Raw genomic sequence first — 16,849 nt, forward strand, 5'->3', positions numbered from 1 at the left:
GGCGTCGGGGGCGGTGAATCCGGCGCAGGCGCGGGTGCTGGTCACGTCGCTCGACGACCTGCCGGCCGACCTCGACCCCGACGTCGTCGCGAAGGCGGAGGAGTACCTCGTCGACCAGGCCGCCCACTTCGCGCCCAAGCAGCTGCGGGTGCTCGGTGCGAAGGTGCTCGAGGTCGTCGCGCCCGAGGCCGCCGAGGCTGCCGAGCGGGACGCGCTGGAGCGGGCCGAGGCGCACGCCCGGCGCCGCACCAGCCTGACGTTCCGGCGACAGGGCGACGGCACGACCGAGATCCATGCCCGCGTCAGCGACGCCGTGGCCAGCCGCCTGAAGACGTACCTGGACGCGTACTCCAGCCCACGCCAAGCAAGCGGAGCGGAGAGGGTTCCGCGGGACCGGCTGCTCGGGGAGGCGTTCGGTGCGCTGCTCGAGCACCTCGACCCCGCGAGGCTGCCGCGGCACGGCGGCCGCGCCACCACGGTGGTGGTGACGATCGACCTCGACCAGCTCCGCGCCCGGCTCGGCGCGGCCGGGCTCGGGACCGGCGACCTCGTGTCCGCGGCCGAGGCGATGCGGCTGGCCTGCACCGCGGACCTGGTGCCGATGGTGCTCGGCGGCAGGGGCGAGGTCCTCCACCAGGGCCGCGCGAAGCGGCTGTTCACCGACGCCCAACGGCTCGCGATGGCGGTGCGGGACAAGACCTGCCGCGCGGCCGGCTGCACCATCCCCGCGACCTGGTCCGAGGCGCACCACAAGCACGAGTGGGCCCTGGGCGGACGGACCGACCTCGACGACGGCGTCAGCCTCTGCTCGTGGCACCACCACCGCGCCCACGACCCGGCGTACACGACGGAGTTCCACGCATCCGGCGACGTCCGGTTCCACCGACGCAGATAAGAGCGCGGATCCAGCCTCAGAGGTCGAGCGCCGTCAGGAGGGTGGTTCCGTGGAACTCGTCGACCTTCCACTGCTTGGTCTCCTCGAAGCCGAGCTTGGCCAGCACCCGGAGGGACGCGGAGTTCCAGTCCCAGACCGTGGCCCAGAGGCGCTCATGGCCGGACGAGCGCGCCCAGTCGAGCACTGCCAGCGAGGCCTCGGTCGCGTAACCCTGACCCCACACGCGGCGCAGCAGCTCGAACGCGAGCTCCGGCTCGCCGTCGGCGCCGCGCCCGCTGTCGACGAGGCCGCAGTAGCCGATCGCGTCGCGGGTCGACCTCCGCTCGACCGTCAACAACGACGATCCATCGGCGGAGCGGATCGACTCCTCGAGGTCCGCGACCGTGGGGCGCCCGTCCGCGTCGACCCGGCGGTGCTGCGGCACCCGCGGGTCGCGCTCGGTCCACAGCTCCCGCAGCACGGCAGCATCCGCCACCTGCCGCGGCCGCAACAGCAGCCGCTCGGTCTCGATCCTCACGCCGGTCATCAGCTCGACCCTCACCGGGGCGGGAGGTGCTCGGACCAGTGCCGGTGCGAGACCTGCTCGCCGTCCTGCGTCGCCCACGTGTCGATCGCGACGGCGACGCCGGACCGGTCCACCCGGACCTCCATCACCGACCGCACGCTGACGTCGACGCCGGGCCACGACAGGTCGAAGGTGGTGTCGGCGTGCGCGCGCTGCTCGAAGCTGCGGCGGTCGACACTCACCTCACCGCGGTAGGACTCGCGGGCGCGCCCGTCGTCCGGCACGGCGTACGCCGACTCCGCGAACGTGCGCGCGCTGGTCGTCCGTCGCAGCACGTCGTCGATGACCTCCCAGACCACGCCGTCGGCCGACTCGGTCGAGTGCGCCGCACCGGGCGTGAACGACGGCTCCGCGGCGTGCCCGTCGTTCAGTGGCACGTCCTCCAGCACCGGCAGCACCAGCCGCACGCCGTGCACGGTGAGCGCGACCGGGGCCGGGGGAGCGACGGTGTTCGGCCAGTCGCAGCCGGCGATGCTGAGCCGCAGCCGGTTGCCCGGCTGCCACGAGTAGGCGCATGCGTCGAGGTCGAGCGTGACGTCGTAGACCTCCTCCGGCACGAGCGGCGCCGGGTCGCCGTGCACGCCGTCGCGGAAGGCAAGGTCCAGCGTGCCGCGCGCAACGAGTGCGGACGCCCCGTCGGGGAACACGTCGCAGAGCTTGACCGACAGCGACGCCTCCGGCCGGTCCGCGCTCACCCGCACGGTCACCCTCGGGTGCCCGACCACCGGGTCAGACGGCGGGTCCACGTCCCACGTCAGCGACCGCGCGTCGTCGAGCCGCTGGTCGGTCGACTGGCCCCACGGCAGGTGCCCGGCGCAGTCGATCCAGGCAGCGGTCCCGACGTCGGGGAGCACGACCAGCCGCCGGGTGTCCGACACGTCCACCACGACCGGCCGGGTGGGCGGCACCGACGGCAGTCGCAGCCACCGCCCCTCGTGCATCTCGAGATCGGGCTCGGGGCGGGTGGAGGAGCGCACGAAGACGTCGCAGTGCGAGGTGAAGGCCTGCGCCGGCTCCTCCCGCAGCCAGCGGTCGAACCACGCCGCCATCTCGACGTCGAGGTCGATCCGTGGGCCCGGCATCGCCGTGCGCGGGTCGGCGTGGGCCCACGGCCCGGCCAGCAGCCGGTGCGGCACGCCCTGCTCCGCGAGCCGCTCGACGGTGCGGAACGTTTTGTTCCGGTAGCCGTCGGCCCACCCCGCCACGAGCATGGTCGGCACGGTGATCCGTTCGTAGCCCTTGTCCCGGCCGTCAGGGGACGGGTCCAGCCGCACCGAGCCGTGCCGCCAGTAGTCGGAGTGCCGCGACTCGCGGAGCCAGGTCAGCACCCACGGCTCGTTCACGGCGAGGCGGCGCCGCCACTCCTCGTCCCAGGTGGTCTCCTGGTCGGGACCCCACACCGCCGGCACGGGCGGCAGCACGCACATCGCGGTCATGTAGTGGCAGTAGTCCACGAGGTCGACCAGCCGCAGCGCCCCGCCGCGCCAATGGACGTCGTCGGTCCACCGGTCGTCGGTGGCGTAGATCGCGCAGATCGCGCCCAGCGCGGGCGCGTCCTCGCAGGCGACCTGCAGCGAGTTGAAGCCGGAGTACGACGTCCCGAACATGCCGACCCGCCCCGAGCACCACTCCTGCTCCGCGAGCCAGGCGATGACGTCGACGAGGTCGCGCTGCTCTGCTGCGGGGTACTCGTCGGTGGCGTCGCCCGGCGACGAGCCGGTGCCACGCAGGTCGAGCCGGCACACGGCGAACCCGTGGCGGTCGCGCAGCTCCTCGTAGCCGACGGCGTACGACGCGGTGAGGTCGTCCTTGCGGTAGGGCAGCGCCTCGAGGAGGCAGGGCTGCGGGCCGGCCGCCGGATCGGGGAGGTAGAGCGTCGCGGCGAGCAGGAGGCCGTCGCGGACCGGGATCCGGACCCGGCGGGTCAGGCTCACCGTCGAGCCGGCCACCCCGGTCACGACCGCACCCCGGCGAGCAGGTCGAGCACCTCGGGCGAGTGCAGCGACGGACTGGTGTTGCCGTCCCGGCCGGTCGTGGCCGGCGCACAGAACATCGAGTTCAGCACCGCCTCCTCGGCCGCCTCGACGACCGCGGCAAACAGCGGGTCGAGCGCGCGACCGGACAGCACGGGCGGACCGGCCTCCGGCGAGATGTCGCGGTCGTGCCGCCGCCCGGTGCCGAAGCCCAGGAAGATCTCGCCGCTGCCGTGGTGGGCCACGGACCCGGCGCGCGCCAGGCCGAGCCCGACGCGGCGGGCGAGCCGCTCGCAGCCGTGCCCGTCGACCGGCGCGTCGGTGACGACGAGGCCGATGCAGGACCCCGCCGGCCGCGCCGGGCCCGGTCCGGCGGCAGGCAAGAGCAGCCGTCCCACCGGTACGCCGGCCACGACCGCCTGGTCACGGGTGCCGAAGTTCGTCAGCAGCAGCACCCCGACGGTGTACCCACCGGCGCCCCCGCCAGGCACGACGCGGGACGCCGTTCCGATGCCGCCCTTGAGCTCGAAGCACGACATCCCGGTCCCCGCGCCGACCGCGCCCTCCGCGGGCGGCGCCGACGAGCCGCGCGAGGCGAGCGCCGCGTCGTACGCCGCGCGGACGTCGTCGGCGGTCACCTGCATGCGGCGGCAGTCGTTGAGGAAGGAGTCGTCGCACTCGGCGACCACGGGGATGACGACGTCGTCGGCGACACCGGCGTCGCCCTCCAGCGCGATCTCGCACGCGGCGTCGTAGACACGGCCGAGCTGCATCGTCGAGGTCAGCCAGACCGGCGTCTCGGCCGTTCCCCACTCGCGGGCGGAGAGGAAGCCGGTGCACTCGCCGGCGCCGTTGAGAACCGCGCCACCGGCCGCCACGGGTCGCCGGTAGGCGTCCTCGGCCAGGACCACCGCGGTCACGCCGGTCCGGGCCACGCCGCGGCCGCGTGGTGGCGGATCCTCGTCGCGGTGCACGGTGGCGTGGCCGACGCCGACCCCGGCGACGTCCAGCACCGAGTTGGTCGGACCGGTCGGCAGCACCCCGATCCGCAGGCCCAGGTCACGAGCACGCGGCATGCGCTCCATCCTGCCGGAGACCGCGGCCGTCGGCTGGCATGCTGGCGCGGTGAACCGCACCCGGATCCCGGTGGTCTGGTCCCCGGACACCCGCCTCCACGACCCCCGGCACGAGATCTGGGTCGGCGCTGCCACCCCGGCGGTCGAGGTCGCGGAGCGCGTCGACGCCATCCTCGAGACCCTCGCGGACCACCCGCGCGTCGAGGCGCGGCCCCACGACGACGACCTGCTCGAGGCGGTCCACGGTGGCGAGCTGCTCGCGTTCCTCGAGGGCGCCCACGACGCCTGGGCCCGCGGGCCGTACGCCGACGCGGTCGGCCAGGACCGCGTGGTGCCGTACGTCTTTCCCACGGAGGCGCTGCTGGCGGGCATGGAGCCGACGCCGCCGGCCGCGCTGCACGGCCTCGCCGGGCGCCACGCCTACGACACGATGACCCTCGTCGGCCCCGGCACCTGGCGGGCGGCGCGTGCGGCCGTCGACGTCGCACTCACCGCCGTCGACCTCGTGGTCGCCGGCGAGCAGACCGCGTACGCCCTGTGCCGGCCGCCGGGCCACCACGCCACCCCGGACGGCTACGGCGGCTCCTGCTACCTCAACAACGCCGCCGTCGCGGCGGAGGCCCTGCGGGCCGCCGGGCACGCGCGCGTTGCCGTGGTCGACGTCGACGCCCACCACGGCAACGGCACCCAGGCGGTCTTCTGGGAGCGGGCCGACGTGCTCTACGGCTCGCTGCACGTCGACCCGGCGGCCGGGTGGTTCCCGCACTGGTTCGGCCACGCCACCGAGACCGGCCGCGGTGCGGGGGCCGGCGCGACCCGCAACGTCCCGCTGCCCGAGGGGACCGGCGACGACGCCTGGCTCGCGGCCCTCGCCGGTCTCCGCGACTGGGTCGCCGCCGAGGGTGCCCACGCGCTGGTCGTCTCGCTCGGCGTCGACGCCGCCGCCGACGACCCCGAGAGCCCGTTGCAGGTCACCGCGACCGGCTACCGCGAGGCCGGCGCCCTGCTCAGCGGGCTCGGGCTGCCGTCCGTCCTCGTCCAGGAGGGCGGCTACCACCTGCCCAGCCTGGGCGGCCTCGTGGCTGCCTACCAGGACGGCCACGCGGGCTAGGGTCGCGGCGTGGTCTCCGCCCTTCCCTCGCCGCCCGCGATCCGCCCCGCGCGGCCGTCCGACGACGACACCGTACGGCGGCTGGTGCGCGCCGCGTTCGGGGAGGACGAGGGGCCGAGCATCGTCGGCCTGCTGGCCGGGCTCGAGGCGAGCGGACGCCGCGAGCGCAGCCTGGTCGCGGTGACCGCGAACGACGACCCCGTCGGCCACGTCCAGCTCAACCGGTCCTGGGTCGACGCGCGCGAGGCGCTGGTCGACGTGCTGGTGCTGAGCCCGCTGTCCGTGGCGCCCGCGCACCAGGGGCACGGCCTCGGCACCGCGCTCGTCCGGGCCGCCATGCAGGCCGCTGAGGAGCTGCACGCGCCGGCGCTCTTCGTCGAGGGGGACCCGGACTTCTACGGCAGCCGCGGCTTCGAGCCGGCGACGCCGCAGGGCTTCATCCGGCCGTCGGTGCGGGTCCCCGAGCCTGCGTTCCAGGTCAGGCTCCTCGCCGCCCACGAGCCGTGGATGACCGGGGCACTCGTCTACTGCGAGGCCTTCTGGGCCCACGACTGCGTCGGGCTGCGGGACCCGCTGCTGGCCGAGCTCGAGGGACGCTGAGGCCGGCCGAGGACCTCGGTCGTGCGGATCAGCCGAAGAACTCGGCGGTGAACACCCGCCGGCCGTGCGGCAGCCGCTGGGCCTCGACGACGAGGTCGACGAGCCGCTCGGTGCCGTCCGCGCAGACCGCCGGGACCGTGATCCGGTTGCCGAGGAGGGGGTCGCGGCCGTTCACGAGGTGAAGCGTGAAGCCGGCGACGTGCGCCTGGTGGTAGCGCGCCGGGATGATCGAGAGCAGCCGGTGGCCGACCAGGTCGGCAGGGGAGTCGTAGCCCAGCAGCTCCGCAGTCGCGGCGCTGACGGCGACGATGAGGTTGGTGTCGTCTGCCGCGAGCAGCGCGCGGTCGGACTCCGTCACCGAGGAGGGGTCCCACTCGAGGTCGAAGGAGCCGATCGTCCGGGGCGCGGCGGTCGTGGGGGAGGTCCAGGGCTGCGGGTCGAGGCCGAGCGCCTGCTCCCGGACCTGCTGGCACAGCCACTGCCGCATCGCCCGGATCTCGGGCGGGGTGGGCGAGGCGAGCAGCTCGCCGAGGTCGGCCAGCCGGACGGCCTCCTCCAGCATGTCGTCGAGCGTCTCGAAGTTCGGGGTGGACGGCTGCGGGACCGTGACGAGGAGCCGCTCGAGCGAGACCTCGGGGTCGACCGCCGTGGCCATGATCGCGGAGGGCTCGTCGTGCAGGTCGGGCTCGGGAACCTGCTCGAAGAGCAAACCCAGCGCGTCGCTGGCCGCCGCGTGCTGGCTGATCACGTCGGCGTCGTCGTCGAGCCGGACCAGCAGCACCTCGCGCAGCAGCGCCGAGGCGTGCTCCTGCCAGGCGGCGTGCATGAGCAGCGGCATGTTGAACAGCTCGACCTCGACCTCGGCGACCACGGCCGGGTCGTGGCGGTCGGGGAGCGCGGTCTCGGGGTGCTCGTCGTCGCCGTCGCGGATCTCGAACCAGACCACCTTGCCGTCGCCGATGGCGTAGGAGCCCCAGCGGTCGACGATCTCGGAGATCACGTGGAGGCCGCGGCCCGTCACGGCGTTCTCGGTGTGGTCGCGGCGCCGCGGCAGGTGGGGGCTGCCGTCGCTGAGCTCGACCCGGAGCCGGCCCGAGGTGAGCATGACCCGCAGCCGCATGGTGGTGCCGGCGTGGACGAGCGCATTGGTCACGATCTCGCTGATCGCGATCTGGGCCGCCTCGAGCTGGTCGGGCTCGAGGGCGTCCTGGCCGCCGATCTCCGCCAGTGCAGCGCGCAGCAGCCTGCGAGCCTCGCCCGCGCTGGTGGCAAGCGGCGGCAGCAGACGGTCCACGGCCACGTCGACGTCCACGAGTCGAATGTTGCTCCTCGTCGCGCGCTTTGCCCAGCCCGACGCGCGGGGGACCGGACCAGCGTGGCCCAAACGGTGTGCAGTGCCTCACACTGTCGAACAGGTGTTCGACGAAGGAGTAGAGTTCGGGGCATGCCCACCCACGTCGCGCCGCCCGGGTGGCCGGCCCAGGTCCGGCCGCCCGACGCCCCGGACTGGGAGCGGACCGCCGTCGACTGGCTGCTCGACCTGTGCCCGCCCGACTACCGGCGCTACACCGGCCTGCGGCGCCACGTCGTGGTGCTGGCGCGGTTCGCAGTCCTCCACGTCGAGGCCAACCAGGAGGCGTGCCGGCGGGGCCTCAGCGCCGCCCGCGCCGACCTGCGCGAGGTCGCCGGTCCCGACGTCGTGGAGGCCGCCGTGCAGACGTTCCAGCTCGAGGAAGCGCGACTCCTCGGCGTACGGCGGGCGGTCGGGCTGGTCGAGGAGGCGCTGCGCGGTCGTCGGTACGTCGCCCGCCTGTAGCGCCCGCAAGGGCGGCCGGAGCCCCCGATAGCGTGCAGGCATGCAGCGTTTCTCGAGTGTCGTGCTCGTCGACGACCGCGGCTGGGTGCTGCTCCAGGAGCGCGACGAGCACCCCGTCATCGACCCCGAGCGGTGGGGGTTCGTGGGCGGCCACCTCGAGGACGGGGAGGACTTCGAGACCGGTGCCTACCGGGAGCTCGAGGAGGAGACCGGGATCCGGATGCCGCGAGGAGCCCTGCGGCTGCTCGGCGAGTTCACCGTGTTCCACGAGCACTCGCAGACCGTGGATCCGTTCCAGGTGTTCGTGGCCGGGACCGACCTGACCGACGACGACATCGACTGCCGCGAGGGCAGGCGCATCGTGTTCGTGGATCCCGCGGCGATCGAGGACCTCCCGCTGACCGCGGCGGCCGCGGTGGCCTTGCCGCAGCTGCTCGCCTCGCCGGAGTACGCCGGGCTTGCGTCGAAGTCAGCGTCGAAGTCAGCGTCGAAGTCAGCGTCGAAGTCAGGGCCGGAGTCAGCGCCGGAGTCAGCGCCGGAGACAGCGCCGGAGACAGCGCCGCAGTCCGGCACTGAGAGCCGAGTCCGCCTGGCGTGCGCGGTGCTGGTCGACGCCCGCGGCTGGATCCTGCTGCAGGAACGCGACGAGAAGGCGAGGGTCGACCCCGACCTGTGGGGCTTCGTCGGCGGCCATGTCGAGCCCGGCGAGGGCTTCGAGCAGGGTGTGTACCGCGAGGTCGAGGAGGAGACCGGGCTTCGGCTGGTCCCGGGGGAGCTGCGCCTCTGGAGGGAGTTCGCGTCGTGGCGGGACCGGCACGGCGATGCGGTGATGCAGATCTGGGTGTCCGACACCGACCTCACCGACGCTGACGTCGAGTGCCACGAGGGTCGGCAGATCGTCTTCGTCGACCCCGCGAGCCTCGCCGACCTCCCGCTGGGCGGTGCGCCCTCGACGATCCTGCCGGCGTTCCTCGACTCGGACGTCTACCGCGCCCTGACCCACCGCGACGGAGGGGTGGGCGGGGGCGTGACGTACGCCTCGTCGCGAGCGCGTCACACGGGTTCGGGTGGGCGGGGACCCCGCCACTAGACTCGCTGGAATGGGCCACCTCGAGTCGATCACGACCCCACGTGACCTGCGGGACCTCTCTGCCGAGCAGCTCGACGAGCTCGCCGCCGAGATCCGGGACCGGCTGGTCACGACCTGCGCCCGCACCGGCGGCCACCTCGGCCCCAACCTCGGCGTCGTCGAGCTGACGATGGCGATCCATCGGGTCTTCGACTCGCCGTCCGACCGCGTCGTCTTCGACACCGGCCACCAGGCCTACGTCCACAAGCTGCTCACCGGCCGCGCCGCGGAGTTCGACTCACTGCGGCAGGAGGGCGGCCTCAGCGGCTACCCGAGCCAGGTCGAGTCCGAGCACGACATCGTCGAGAACTCCCACGCGTCGACCGCGCTGAGCTACGCCGACGGCCTCGCGAAGGCCTACGCCATCCGTGGCGAGGACCGCCACGTCGTGGCCGTCATCGGCGACGGCGCCCTCACGGGCGGCATGGCCTGGGAGGCGCTCAACAACATCGCGATCGCGAGGAACAGCCGGCTCGTCATCGTCGTCAACGACAACGGCCGCTCCTACACCCCGACGATCGGCGGCCTCGCCAACGCGCTCACCGGGCTGCGCACGAACCCGCGCTACGAGCAGGTCCTCGAGGCCGTGAAGAAGCGTCTCAACGCCGTGCCCGGCATCGGCCACGCGGCGTACGACGCGCTGCACGCCATGAAGAAGGGCCTCAAGGACGCGCTCGCGCCGCAGGGCCTCTTCGAGGACCTCGGCCTCAAGTACGTCGGGCCGGTCGACGGCCACGACCGCGCGGCGATGGAGCAGGTGCTCGCGCAGGCCAAGCGGTTCAACGGCCCGGTCATCGTCCACGCGCTCACCCGCAAGGGCTTCGGCTACGACGCCGCCGAGCGGCACGAGGCCGACCAGTTCCACGCGCCCGGCCCCTTCGACGTCGACAGCGGCGAGGAGATCCCGAAGGGCCGGATCTGGACCGACGTCTTCGCCGACGAGATGGTCCACGTCGGCAAGCGCCGCCCCGACGTCGTCGCCATCACCGCCGCGATGATGCACCCGGTCGGCCTGCACCTCTTCGAGGCGCGCTACCCCGAGCGGACCTTCGACGTCGGCATCGCCGAGCAGCACGCCGCCACCAGCGCCGCGGGCCTCGCCATGGGCGGGCTGCACCCGGTCGTGGCGGTCTACGCGACGTTCCTCAACCGGGCCTTCGACCAGGTGCTCATGGACTGCGCGCTGCACCGGTGCGGTGTCACCTTCGTCCTCGACCGCGCCGGCGTGACCGGTGACGACGGCGCCAGCCACAACGGCATGTGGGACATGTCGGTGCTGCAGGTCGTTCCCGGGCTGAGGCTCGCCGCCCCGCGTGACGGCGCCCGGCTGCGCGAGCTGCTCAACGAGGCGGTCGAGGTCGACGACGCACCGACCGTGGTGCGCTTCCCCAAGGGGCCGCCGCCCCAGGACATCGAGGCGGTCGACAAGGCGGGCACGATGGACGTCCTCGTCCGGTCGGGCGCCAAGGACGTGCTGCTGGTCGGCATGGGCTCGATGGCGTCGACCTCGGTCGAGGTGGCGGACCGGCTCAGGGCGCAGGGGATCGGCGTGACCGTGGTCGACCCGCGCTGGGTCAAGCCCTTCGACCCGACCATCGTCGACCTCGCCCGCGAGCACCGGCTCGTGGTCAGCGTCGAGGACAACGGCGTCGTGGGTGGCTGCGGGTCGGTGCTGCTGCAGCAGCTCAACGAGGAGCGAGTCGAGACGCCGGTGCGGATCCACGGCATCCCCCAGCGGTTCCTCGACCACGCCAAGCGGGCCCGGATCCTCGACGAGATCGGCCTGTCGGCCCAGGCGTTGGCACGCAGCGTCGTCGAGGACGTCACGGCCCTCGACCGGGGCGGCAGCCTCGTCGGTGCGGACCTCGACGTGGAGGCCGACATCGAGGCCGACATCGAGGCCGACATCGAGGTCGAGTGACCCGAGCGGCCCTGCGTTCTCCGTCGTGAGGACGATGCGCCCACGTCCGGGAATGCCCTAGCGTCGTCACGTGGAGCGGGTTGGGGTCACGACGGCCACCACGCCGGGCGGGCGCTGGCCCGTGCCGACGGTGCTGGACGGCCTCGTCGCGGCCGCGTTCGTGGCGATGGTGCTCGCCGAGGCGGTGCTCAACCCCGCGGTCGCGTCGCCCCTGTCGCACGCCTTGGTCGCCGGCCTGGCGATGGCGTCGCTCGCGTGGCGACGGTTCCTCCCGGTCACCGTCGCCGCGCTCGTCGTCGCGGCGCAGATCCTGCTCAACCCCGACAACCAGTACTCCACCGTGCTGGCCCTGGTGCTCGTCTCCTACACCATCGGCGCGGAGGTGCTCGGTCGACGGAGCTGGCTCGGTCTCGCCGTCGTTGTGGTGCCGTACGTCGTCGTGATGCTGCTGCAGGGCCTGGTGCCCAGCGACGTCGCCGCCGTGTTCATGTTCGTCGTCGGCCCGTGGGTCGTGGGACAGGCGGTGCGGCAGCGCGGTGACAACGCGCAGGCGGCCGTGGCCGAGGCGGAGCGGCGCGCCCGCGAGCACGAGGCGCGGGCGGCGGCGGCCGTCGCGGAGGAGCGGTCCCGGATCGCCCGCGAGCTGCACGACATCGTGTCCCACTCGATCAGCGTGGTCGCGATCCAGACCCAGGCGGTGCGGCGCCGGCTCGGTCCCGGGCAGGAAGCCGAGGTCCAGGACCTGGCGCTCGTCGAGGACACGGCACGGGAGGCGCTGGCGGAGATGCGTCGGCTCTTCGGAGTCCTGCGCAGCGACGGCGAGGCGCTGTCGCTGGCGCCGCAGCCCGGGCTCCACGAGCTCGACCGCCTGGTCGGCTCGGTCCGGCGGCCCGGGCTCGACGTGGAGGTACGCGTCGAGGGGGCGCCCGTGGAGCTCACTCCCGGCCTCGACCTGGCCGCGTACCGCGTGGTCCAGGAGGGCCTCACCAACGCGGTACGGCACGCGCAGGCCACCCGCGTCGACGTGCTGCTGCGCTATCTCGAGGGCTGCCTCGAGGTCTCGGTGGAGGACGACGGTCGCGGGCTGCCCGACTCGAGCGGGCCGGACGGGGCCGACGGGGGGCACGGCCTCGTCGGTGTACGCGAGCGCGCCGCGTTGTACGGCGGCGCCGTCGAGCTCTCGTCCGGAACCGGCGGCGGCACCCGGCTGGCCGTCTCGCTGCCACTGAGGCCCGCACCATGAAGCCCGCACCATGAGCCCGACCGCGCCCAGGACCAGCGTGGTGATCGCCGACGACCAGGGCATGGTCCGCTCCGGCTTCCGCTCCCTGCTGTCCGGTGAGCCCGACCTCGAGGTCGTGGGGGAGGCGGCCAACGGGAGCGAGGCGGTCGAGGTCGTGGGTCGGCTCCGACCGGACGTGACGCTCATGGACATCCGGATGCCCGTGCTCGACGGGATCGCGGCGACCCGTCGGCTGGTCGAGGCCGAGGTCCCGACGCGGGTACTGGTGCTGACCACCTTCGACCTCGACGAGTACGTCTTCGAGGCGCTCCGGGCGGGAGCCTCCGGCTTCCTGCTCAAGGACGCACCCGCCGAGGAGCTCGCCGCCGCGATCCGGGTGGTGGCGTCGGGCGACGCCCTGCTGGCACCCGGCGTCACGCGCCGTGTCGTCGACGCCTTCGTCCGTCGGCCCGGTCCACCACCGCGCCCTCGCGACTCGCGGCTCACGACGCTGACGCGGCGCGAGCTGGAGGTGCTCGGTCTGCTCGCCCGCGGGCTGTCGAACCTCGACATCGGCGCGCGCCTGTACGTCTCGGAGGCAACCGTGAAGACCCACGTCAGCAACGTGCTCGCCAAGCTCGGGCTCCGCGACCGGGTGCAGGCGGTGATCTTCGCCTACGAGCACGGCGTCGTGGTGGCAGGGCAGCCCGACACCCAGCACCCGGCGTGAATCCGTCGTACGGCTGAGTCGGGAATCCGCCCCGGGACCGATCCCCGCGGAGACCGGTCGGGCCCACCGTGGGGTCGCACGTCCACGACACCTCACGGAAGGCTCCACCATGACCACGCATGTCGCCACCGCCCCCGAGGCTCCTCCGGCCGGATCGACGCCCACGACGGCCCTGGGCCTGCGGCGCTGGTTCCTGGTCGCGTCTCCCGTCCTGGCCGGGGTCCTCGCGGTCGTCGGAGCGGCCGCCGACCCGGCGGCCGGCCTGGAGGGGAAGCAGCTCTTCCAGCTCTACGCGGACAACCCCGGCCCGCTGCAGATCAAGTCACTGGCACTTCACTGGAGCTACGCGTTCTGGATCGCGCCCGCCCTGCTGGTGGCGCCGTACGTGCGGGGCCGCGGCGCGTGGATCGCCACCGTCGCCGCGCTCCTCGGCTTCGCGGGCATGACCACGCTCCCGGGGTTGCTGTTCATCGACTGGTACGACTCGGCGATCGGGCAGCTCTACGGTGCCGACGGCACGCAGGCGGTCGCGACGCTGATGGAGGAGTCCATGTGGGGGCTGCAGGTCTTCGTCCTGCCCGGCCTGCTCGGCTTCGCCCTCGGCCTGCCCCTGGCTGCCGTGGCGTTGTGGCGGGCGGGTCGCGTCCGCTGGTGGGCTCCGGTGGCAGTCGTCGCCGGGTTCCTCGCGTTCATGTCGTCGAACGTCATGTGGTGGGGCTGCGTGCTGACCACGCTCGCCTTCACGGTGTTCGCGGTCGCCGTCGAGCGGGGCACGCGCCAGGTCTGAGCGGACCTCGCGCGGAACGCCGGAGGAACTCGGGGCGAACGGCTGTCAGATCAGGTACTGGCCCAGCGCCAGCACCGGCAGCTGCTCGTAGATCGCCGGGAACCAGGCGCTCTCGGCCTGGCAGGACCCGGTGTCGACCCGGCACGACACCACGCGGACCCGGCCGTCGCGCCCGTTCGGGTCTGCCCACCGGACCCCCAGGAAACGGTCGTCGTCCAGCCAGCCGCCGATCAGGAACCGGCCCGTGACGGCACCGGAGAACTCCGTCGGCCGGGTCCCCGGGAGCGCCCGGCCCCTGCTGTCGAGCTCGACGACGAGCGGCGGGCCGTCGACGACGGTGTAGAGCAGGTGCCGGCCGTCGGGTGACAGTCGGCCGCCGCTGTGGCTCCCGGCCTCGGGGTGGGGGACCAGGACCACCCGTCCCTTCCTCACGTCGAAGGCCTGGACCATCCCTCCGGGACGGTTCGGAGTCGCCGGCGGAGGCACGTCGGGGAACGACGGCTCGGGGACGAGTTCCCGCTGCCCGGTGCCGAGGTCCCAGCGGTAGTAGGCGTCCGAGGCCGTGCTGGCGTAGACGTGGCCGTCGTCGAAGCCGAGGACGGTCGGCGGCAGCTCGGCGTACAGCGTGGGCAGGTCCTCACGCTCCCAGCGGTCGCCGTTGCCGGTCCCGTCCCGGACGATCTCCTCACCGGTCGTGGTGTCGACCACGACGACCTGGGCGATCCGCTCCCGGGACAGGTTCATCGGGCCGTTGTGCCGGTCGATGAAGGCGAGGTAGCGGCCGTCCGCGTCGGTCTGCAGCCACTGCTCGTGGCCGAGGTCGGCGACCTCGACCGCCTCGCCGTCGCGCCAGAGATACAGCGCTCCGCCGGACAGGTAGAACAAGCCGCCGGAGGTCAGGGCCAACGACTGCGGCGTCGGGGAGATGGGGTACTGGTGCCCGGGGACGAACAGCCGCTCCTGCGATGCGTAGACCACCTCGTCCGGCTGCGCAGGTGGGGCGGCCGTGGGCAGCGGCGCGGCCCCCCGCCACGGCAGCACGAGGTAGGACGCAGCGGACCCTGCGAGCACGATCGCTACGGACAGTGCTCCCAGGACCACCCGCGTGTGGGCACGTCTACCCATGGTCTTCCCCCGTTCCCCCGGCTCGGTCGTGCTACAGGTCGCGCTGGAAGACCTCGGGCTCCTCGCCCTTGAAGCGGTTGATGTTCCAGATCGCGAGGGCGAGACCGCCCCAGAGCACGACCATGGCGATCAGCATCATGACGATGGCGGAGCCGGACATCAGGACCTCTCTTCGGTCGTGGCGGTGACGGCCTCGGGGTCGCCGAGGTAGGTGCTCTCGCGCCACGGCATCCGCGCGGCGAGGAAGCCGAGCAGGATGACGGCGGCGGAGACGCCCCAGCCGAGCAGGTTGAGCATCCAGGTCGGGTAGCCGCCGTACGGCGTCTCGAGGTTGTCGAGGAACTCCTGGACCAGGATCACGACCAGCGCGGCAGGCGCGACGAGGCCGATCAGCCACTGCCACCACACGCCGAGCTGGATCGAGCCGTCGAGGTTGAGGTGGTCCCGCAACAGCGCGGTCTTCCGGAACACCCACGAGATCGCCAGCATGCTGACGACCGCGACGAGCAGGATGCCGAACCGGTTGATGAAGTGGTCGACGATGTCGAGCACGTAGAGCCCGGTGCTGGTGCCGAGGAAGACGATGCTCACCAGGGCGGACGGGACGCCGACGGCCATGGTCGCGCCGACCCGGCTCATCTCGAACTTGTCGCGCACCGCGGAGATGACGACCTCGATGACGCTGATCAGCGAAGTGACGCCGGCGATCACGAGAGAGCCGAAGAACAGCACTCCGATCAGCGCGCCGGCGGGGGCCTCGCTGATGATCGTCGGGAAGGCGAAGAACGCCAGGCCGACGCCTTGCTCGGCCACCTCGTCGACAGGGACGTTCGAGGAGGTGGCCATGAAGCCGAGCGCGGCGAACACGCCGATGCCGGCGAGCAGCTCGAAGCCGGAGTTGGAGAAGCCGACCACCAGGCCCGACCCGGTCATGTCGCTGCGCTTCCCGACGTAGGAGGCGTAGGTGATCATGATGCCGAAGCCGATCGACAGCGAGAAGAAGATCTGGCCGAAGGCGGCGACCCAGACGCTCGTCTCGCCCAGCGCCGCCCAGTCGGGCCGGAACAGCGCGTCGAGGCCGGCACCGGCGCCGTCCAGGGTGAGCGCGTAGATCACCAGGGTCAGGAAGGCCAGGATCAGGATCGGGATGAAGACCATCGCGGTCGCGCCGATGCCCTTCTGGACGCCCAGCGCCATCACCCCGAGCACGACGACCCACACCAGGATCAGCGGCACGGTCACGCCGCTGACGAAGTCGAGCCCGATTCCCGGGTCGCCGAGCTGGAGGAACTCGCCGACGAAGAAGCCCTGCGGGTCGGCGCCCCACGCCTTGTCGACCGAGAAGAAGGTGTAGCGCAGTGCCCACGCGATGACCGCTGCGTAGTAGACGGCGATGACCGCGCAGATTCCGACCTGCCACCAGCCGATGCCCTCGGCGGCCGGGTGCGCCCGGCGGAAGGACAGCGGGGCGGAGCCGCGGTAGCGGTGGCCGAGGCCGTAGTCGAGGAGCAGGAACGGGAGTCCCGCGGTCAGCAGGGCCACGAGGTAGGGGAGCATGAACGCGCCGCCGCCGTTCTCGTAGGCGACGTAGGGGAACCGCCAGATGTTCCCGAGACCCACGGCGGACCCGATGGCCGCCAGGATGAAGACCTTCCGCGAGGAGAACGCTCCCCGGTGGTGCTCGGTGTGCTCGCCGGCCTGACTCATTCCCGCTCCTGTGTCGTGAACCACGGTCAGCGCCAGCATGCCAGACCGCGGCGGTCGTCCCCGGCGCGGTCCGCCGTCCGGAGTCCGGAGAGGCTCAGGGGCGCCGGCTGCTGCCGACGCCCCTGAGCATGCCCCCGCGGTCAGCGCGCGCCGGAGGCGGCGCGCGCCGGGATCAGTGCGAGCACTGAGTGG

General features: G+C 73.1%; 16 protein-coding genes. 9 read left to right on the forward strand and 7 right to left on the reverse strand.

All coding sequences use genetic code 11. The annotated features are described in order from the left end of the window. Positions 1 to 895: DUF222 domain-containing protein (locus ACFP2E_RS00510; RefSeq protein WP_378539246.1), on the forward strand; the 895-nt coding region annotated here is incomplete at its 5' end. A gap of 16 nt (positions 896 to 911) precedes the next feature. Here ACFP2E_RS00510 and ACFP2E_RS00515 read toward each other — a convergent pair. Genes ACFP2E_RS00515 through ACFP2E_RS00525 form a run of 3 tightly spaced genes read right to left on the reverse strand, consistent with a single transcriptional unit; the run spans position 912 to position 4,509 of the window. Then, complete coding sequence (locus tag ACFP2E_RS00515; protein ID WP_378521670.1) at positions 912 to 1,421, reverse strand: GNAT family N-acetyltransferase; 510 nt, start codon at positions 1,419 to 1,421, stop codon at positions 912 to 914. A gap of 11 nt (positions 1,422 to 1,432) precedes the next feature. Beyond that, positions 1,433 to 3,418, reverse strand: coding sequence for a CocE/NonD family hydrolase (locus ACFP2E_RS00520; RefSeq protein WP_378521671.1), 1,986 nt, complete (start codon positions 3,416 to 3,418; stop codon positions 1,433 to 1,435). Beyond that, entirely contained in the window at positions 3,415 to 4,509 is a 1,095-nt protein-coding gene (locus ACFP2E_RS00525; RefSeq protein WP_378521672.1) for a P1 family peptidase, read from the reverse strand. The genes ACFP2E_RS00520 and ACFP2E_RS00525 overlap by 4 nt, the downstream gene beginning before the upstream one ends. On the opposite strand from ACFP2E_RS00525, the gene ACFP2E_RS00530 reads away from it, so the two are divergent. Together ACFP2E_RS00530 and ACFP2E_RS00535 are read left to right on the forward strand one after the other, a co-directional pair. Next, positions 4,508 to 5,620 (forward strand): hypothetical protein, encoded by a 1,113-nt coding sequence (locus tag ACFP2E_RS00530; RefSeq protein ID WP_378521673.1) that lies wholly within the window; start codon positions 4,508 to 4,510, stop codon positions 5,618 to 5,620. The two genes, ACFP2E_RS00525 and ACFP2E_RS00530, sit on opposite strands and share 2 nt — an antisense overlap. A gap of 9 nt (positions 5,621 to 5,629) precedes the next feature. After that, entirely contained in the window at positions 5,630 to 6,220 is a 591-nt protein-coding gene (locus ACFP2E_RS00535) for a GNAT family N-acetyltransferase (RefSeq protein WP_378521674.1), read from the forward strand. Positions 6,221 to 6,248: 28 nt separating this feature from the next. On the opposite strand, the gene ACFP2E_RS00540 is transcribed toward ACFP2E_RS00535, so the two are convergent. Next, positions 6,249 to 7,532 carry an ATP-binding protein gene (locus ACFP2E_RS00540; protein WP_378521675.1) on the reverse strand — a complete coding sequence of 428 codons (1,284 nt, stop codon included), beginning with the start codon at positions 7,530 to 7,532 and terminating at the stop codon, positions 6,249 to 6,251. Positions 7,533 to 7,664: 132 nt separating this feature from the next. Here ACFP2E_RS00540 and ACFP2E_RS00545 point away from each other — a divergent pair, with 132 nt between their 5' ends. From ACFP2E_RS00545 to ACFP2E_RS00570, 6 genes are all read left to right on the forward strand, one after another. Next, positions 7,665 to 8,036, forward strand: a complete 372-nt coding sequence (locus tag ACFP2E_RS00545; RefSeq protein WP_378521676.1) for a hypothetical protein — start codon at positions 7,665 to 7,667, stop codon at positions 8,034 to 8,036. A gap of 40 nt (positions 8,037 to 8,076) precedes the next feature. Next, positions 8,077 to 9,126 carry an NUDIX domain-containing protein gene (locus ACFP2E_RS00550; RefSeq protein ID WP_378521677.1) on the forward strand — a complete coding sequence of 350 codons (1,050 nt, stop codon included), beginning with the start codon at positions 8,077 to 8,079 and terminating at the stop codon, positions 9,124 to 9,126. Between the two features lie 10 nt (positions 9,127 to 9,136). Continuing rightward, positions 9,137 to 11,086: a 1-deoxy-D-xylulose-5-phosphate synthase gene (gene dxs, locus ACFP2E_RS00555; RefSeq protein WP_378521678.1), complete on the forward strand. Its 1,950-nt coding sequence runs from the start codon at positions 9,137 to 9,139 to the stop codon at positions 11,084 to 11,086. Between the two features lie 70 nt (positions 11,087 to 11,156). Then, positions 11,157 to 12,329 carry a sensor histidine kinase gene (locus tag ACFP2E_RS00560; RefSeq protein WP_378521679.1) on the forward strand — a complete coding sequence of 391 codons (1,173 nt, stop codon included), beginning with the start codon at positions 11,157 to 11,159 and terminating at the stop codon, positions 12,327 to 12,329. A 10-nt stretch (positions 12,330 to 12,339) separates the two neighbouring features. Continuing rightward, a complete protein-coding gene (locus ACFP2E_RS00565; protein WP_378521680.1) occupies positions 12,340 to 13,038 on the forward strand; it encodes a response regulator in 699 nt (232 codons plus the stop codon). A 109-nt stretch (positions 13,039 to 13,147) separates the two neighbouring features. After that, positions 13,148 to 13,825, forward strand: a complete 678-nt coding sequence (locus ACFP2E_RS00570; protein WP_378521681.1) for a hypothetical protein — start codon at positions 13,148 to 13,150, stop codon at positions 13,823 to 13,825. Positions 13,826 to 13,870: 45 nt separating this feature from the next. Here the strand turns inward: ACFP2E_RS00570 and ACFP2E_RS00575 are convergent, their stop codons facing one another. From ACFP2E_RS00575 to ACFP2E_RS00585, 3 genes are read right to left on the reverse strand one after another with little or no spacing between them, the layout of a single operon-like run. Next, complete coding sequence (locus ACFP2E_RS00575; protein WP_378521682.1) at positions 13,871 to 14,950, reverse strand: hypothetical protein; 1,080 nt, start codon at positions 14,948 to 14,950, stop codon at positions 13,871 to 13,873. Positions 14,951 to 14,981: 31 nt separating this feature from the next. Next, positions 14,982 to 15,110, reverse strand: a complete 129-nt coding sequence (locus tag ACFP2E_RS00580; RefSeq protein ID WP_378521683.1) for a methionine/alanine import family NSS transporter small subunit — start codon at positions 15,108 to 15,110, stop codon at positions 14,982 to 14,984. Beyond that, entirely contained in the window at positions 15,110 to 16,657 is a 1,548-nt protein-coding gene (locus ACFP2E_RS00585) for a sodium-dependent transporter (protein ID WP_378521684.1), read from the reverse strand. The genes ACFP2E_RS00580 and ACFP2E_RS00585 overlap by 1 nt, the downstream gene beginning before the upstream one ends. Positions 16,658 to 16,849: the final 192 nt, after the last annotated feature.

Source organism: Nocardioides sp. GCM10027114 (genome assembly GCF_042659625.1).
In the GTDB taxonomy this organism is placed as follows: domain Bacteria; phylum Actinomycetota; class Actinomycetes; order Propionibacteriales; family Nocardioidaceae; genus Nocardioides.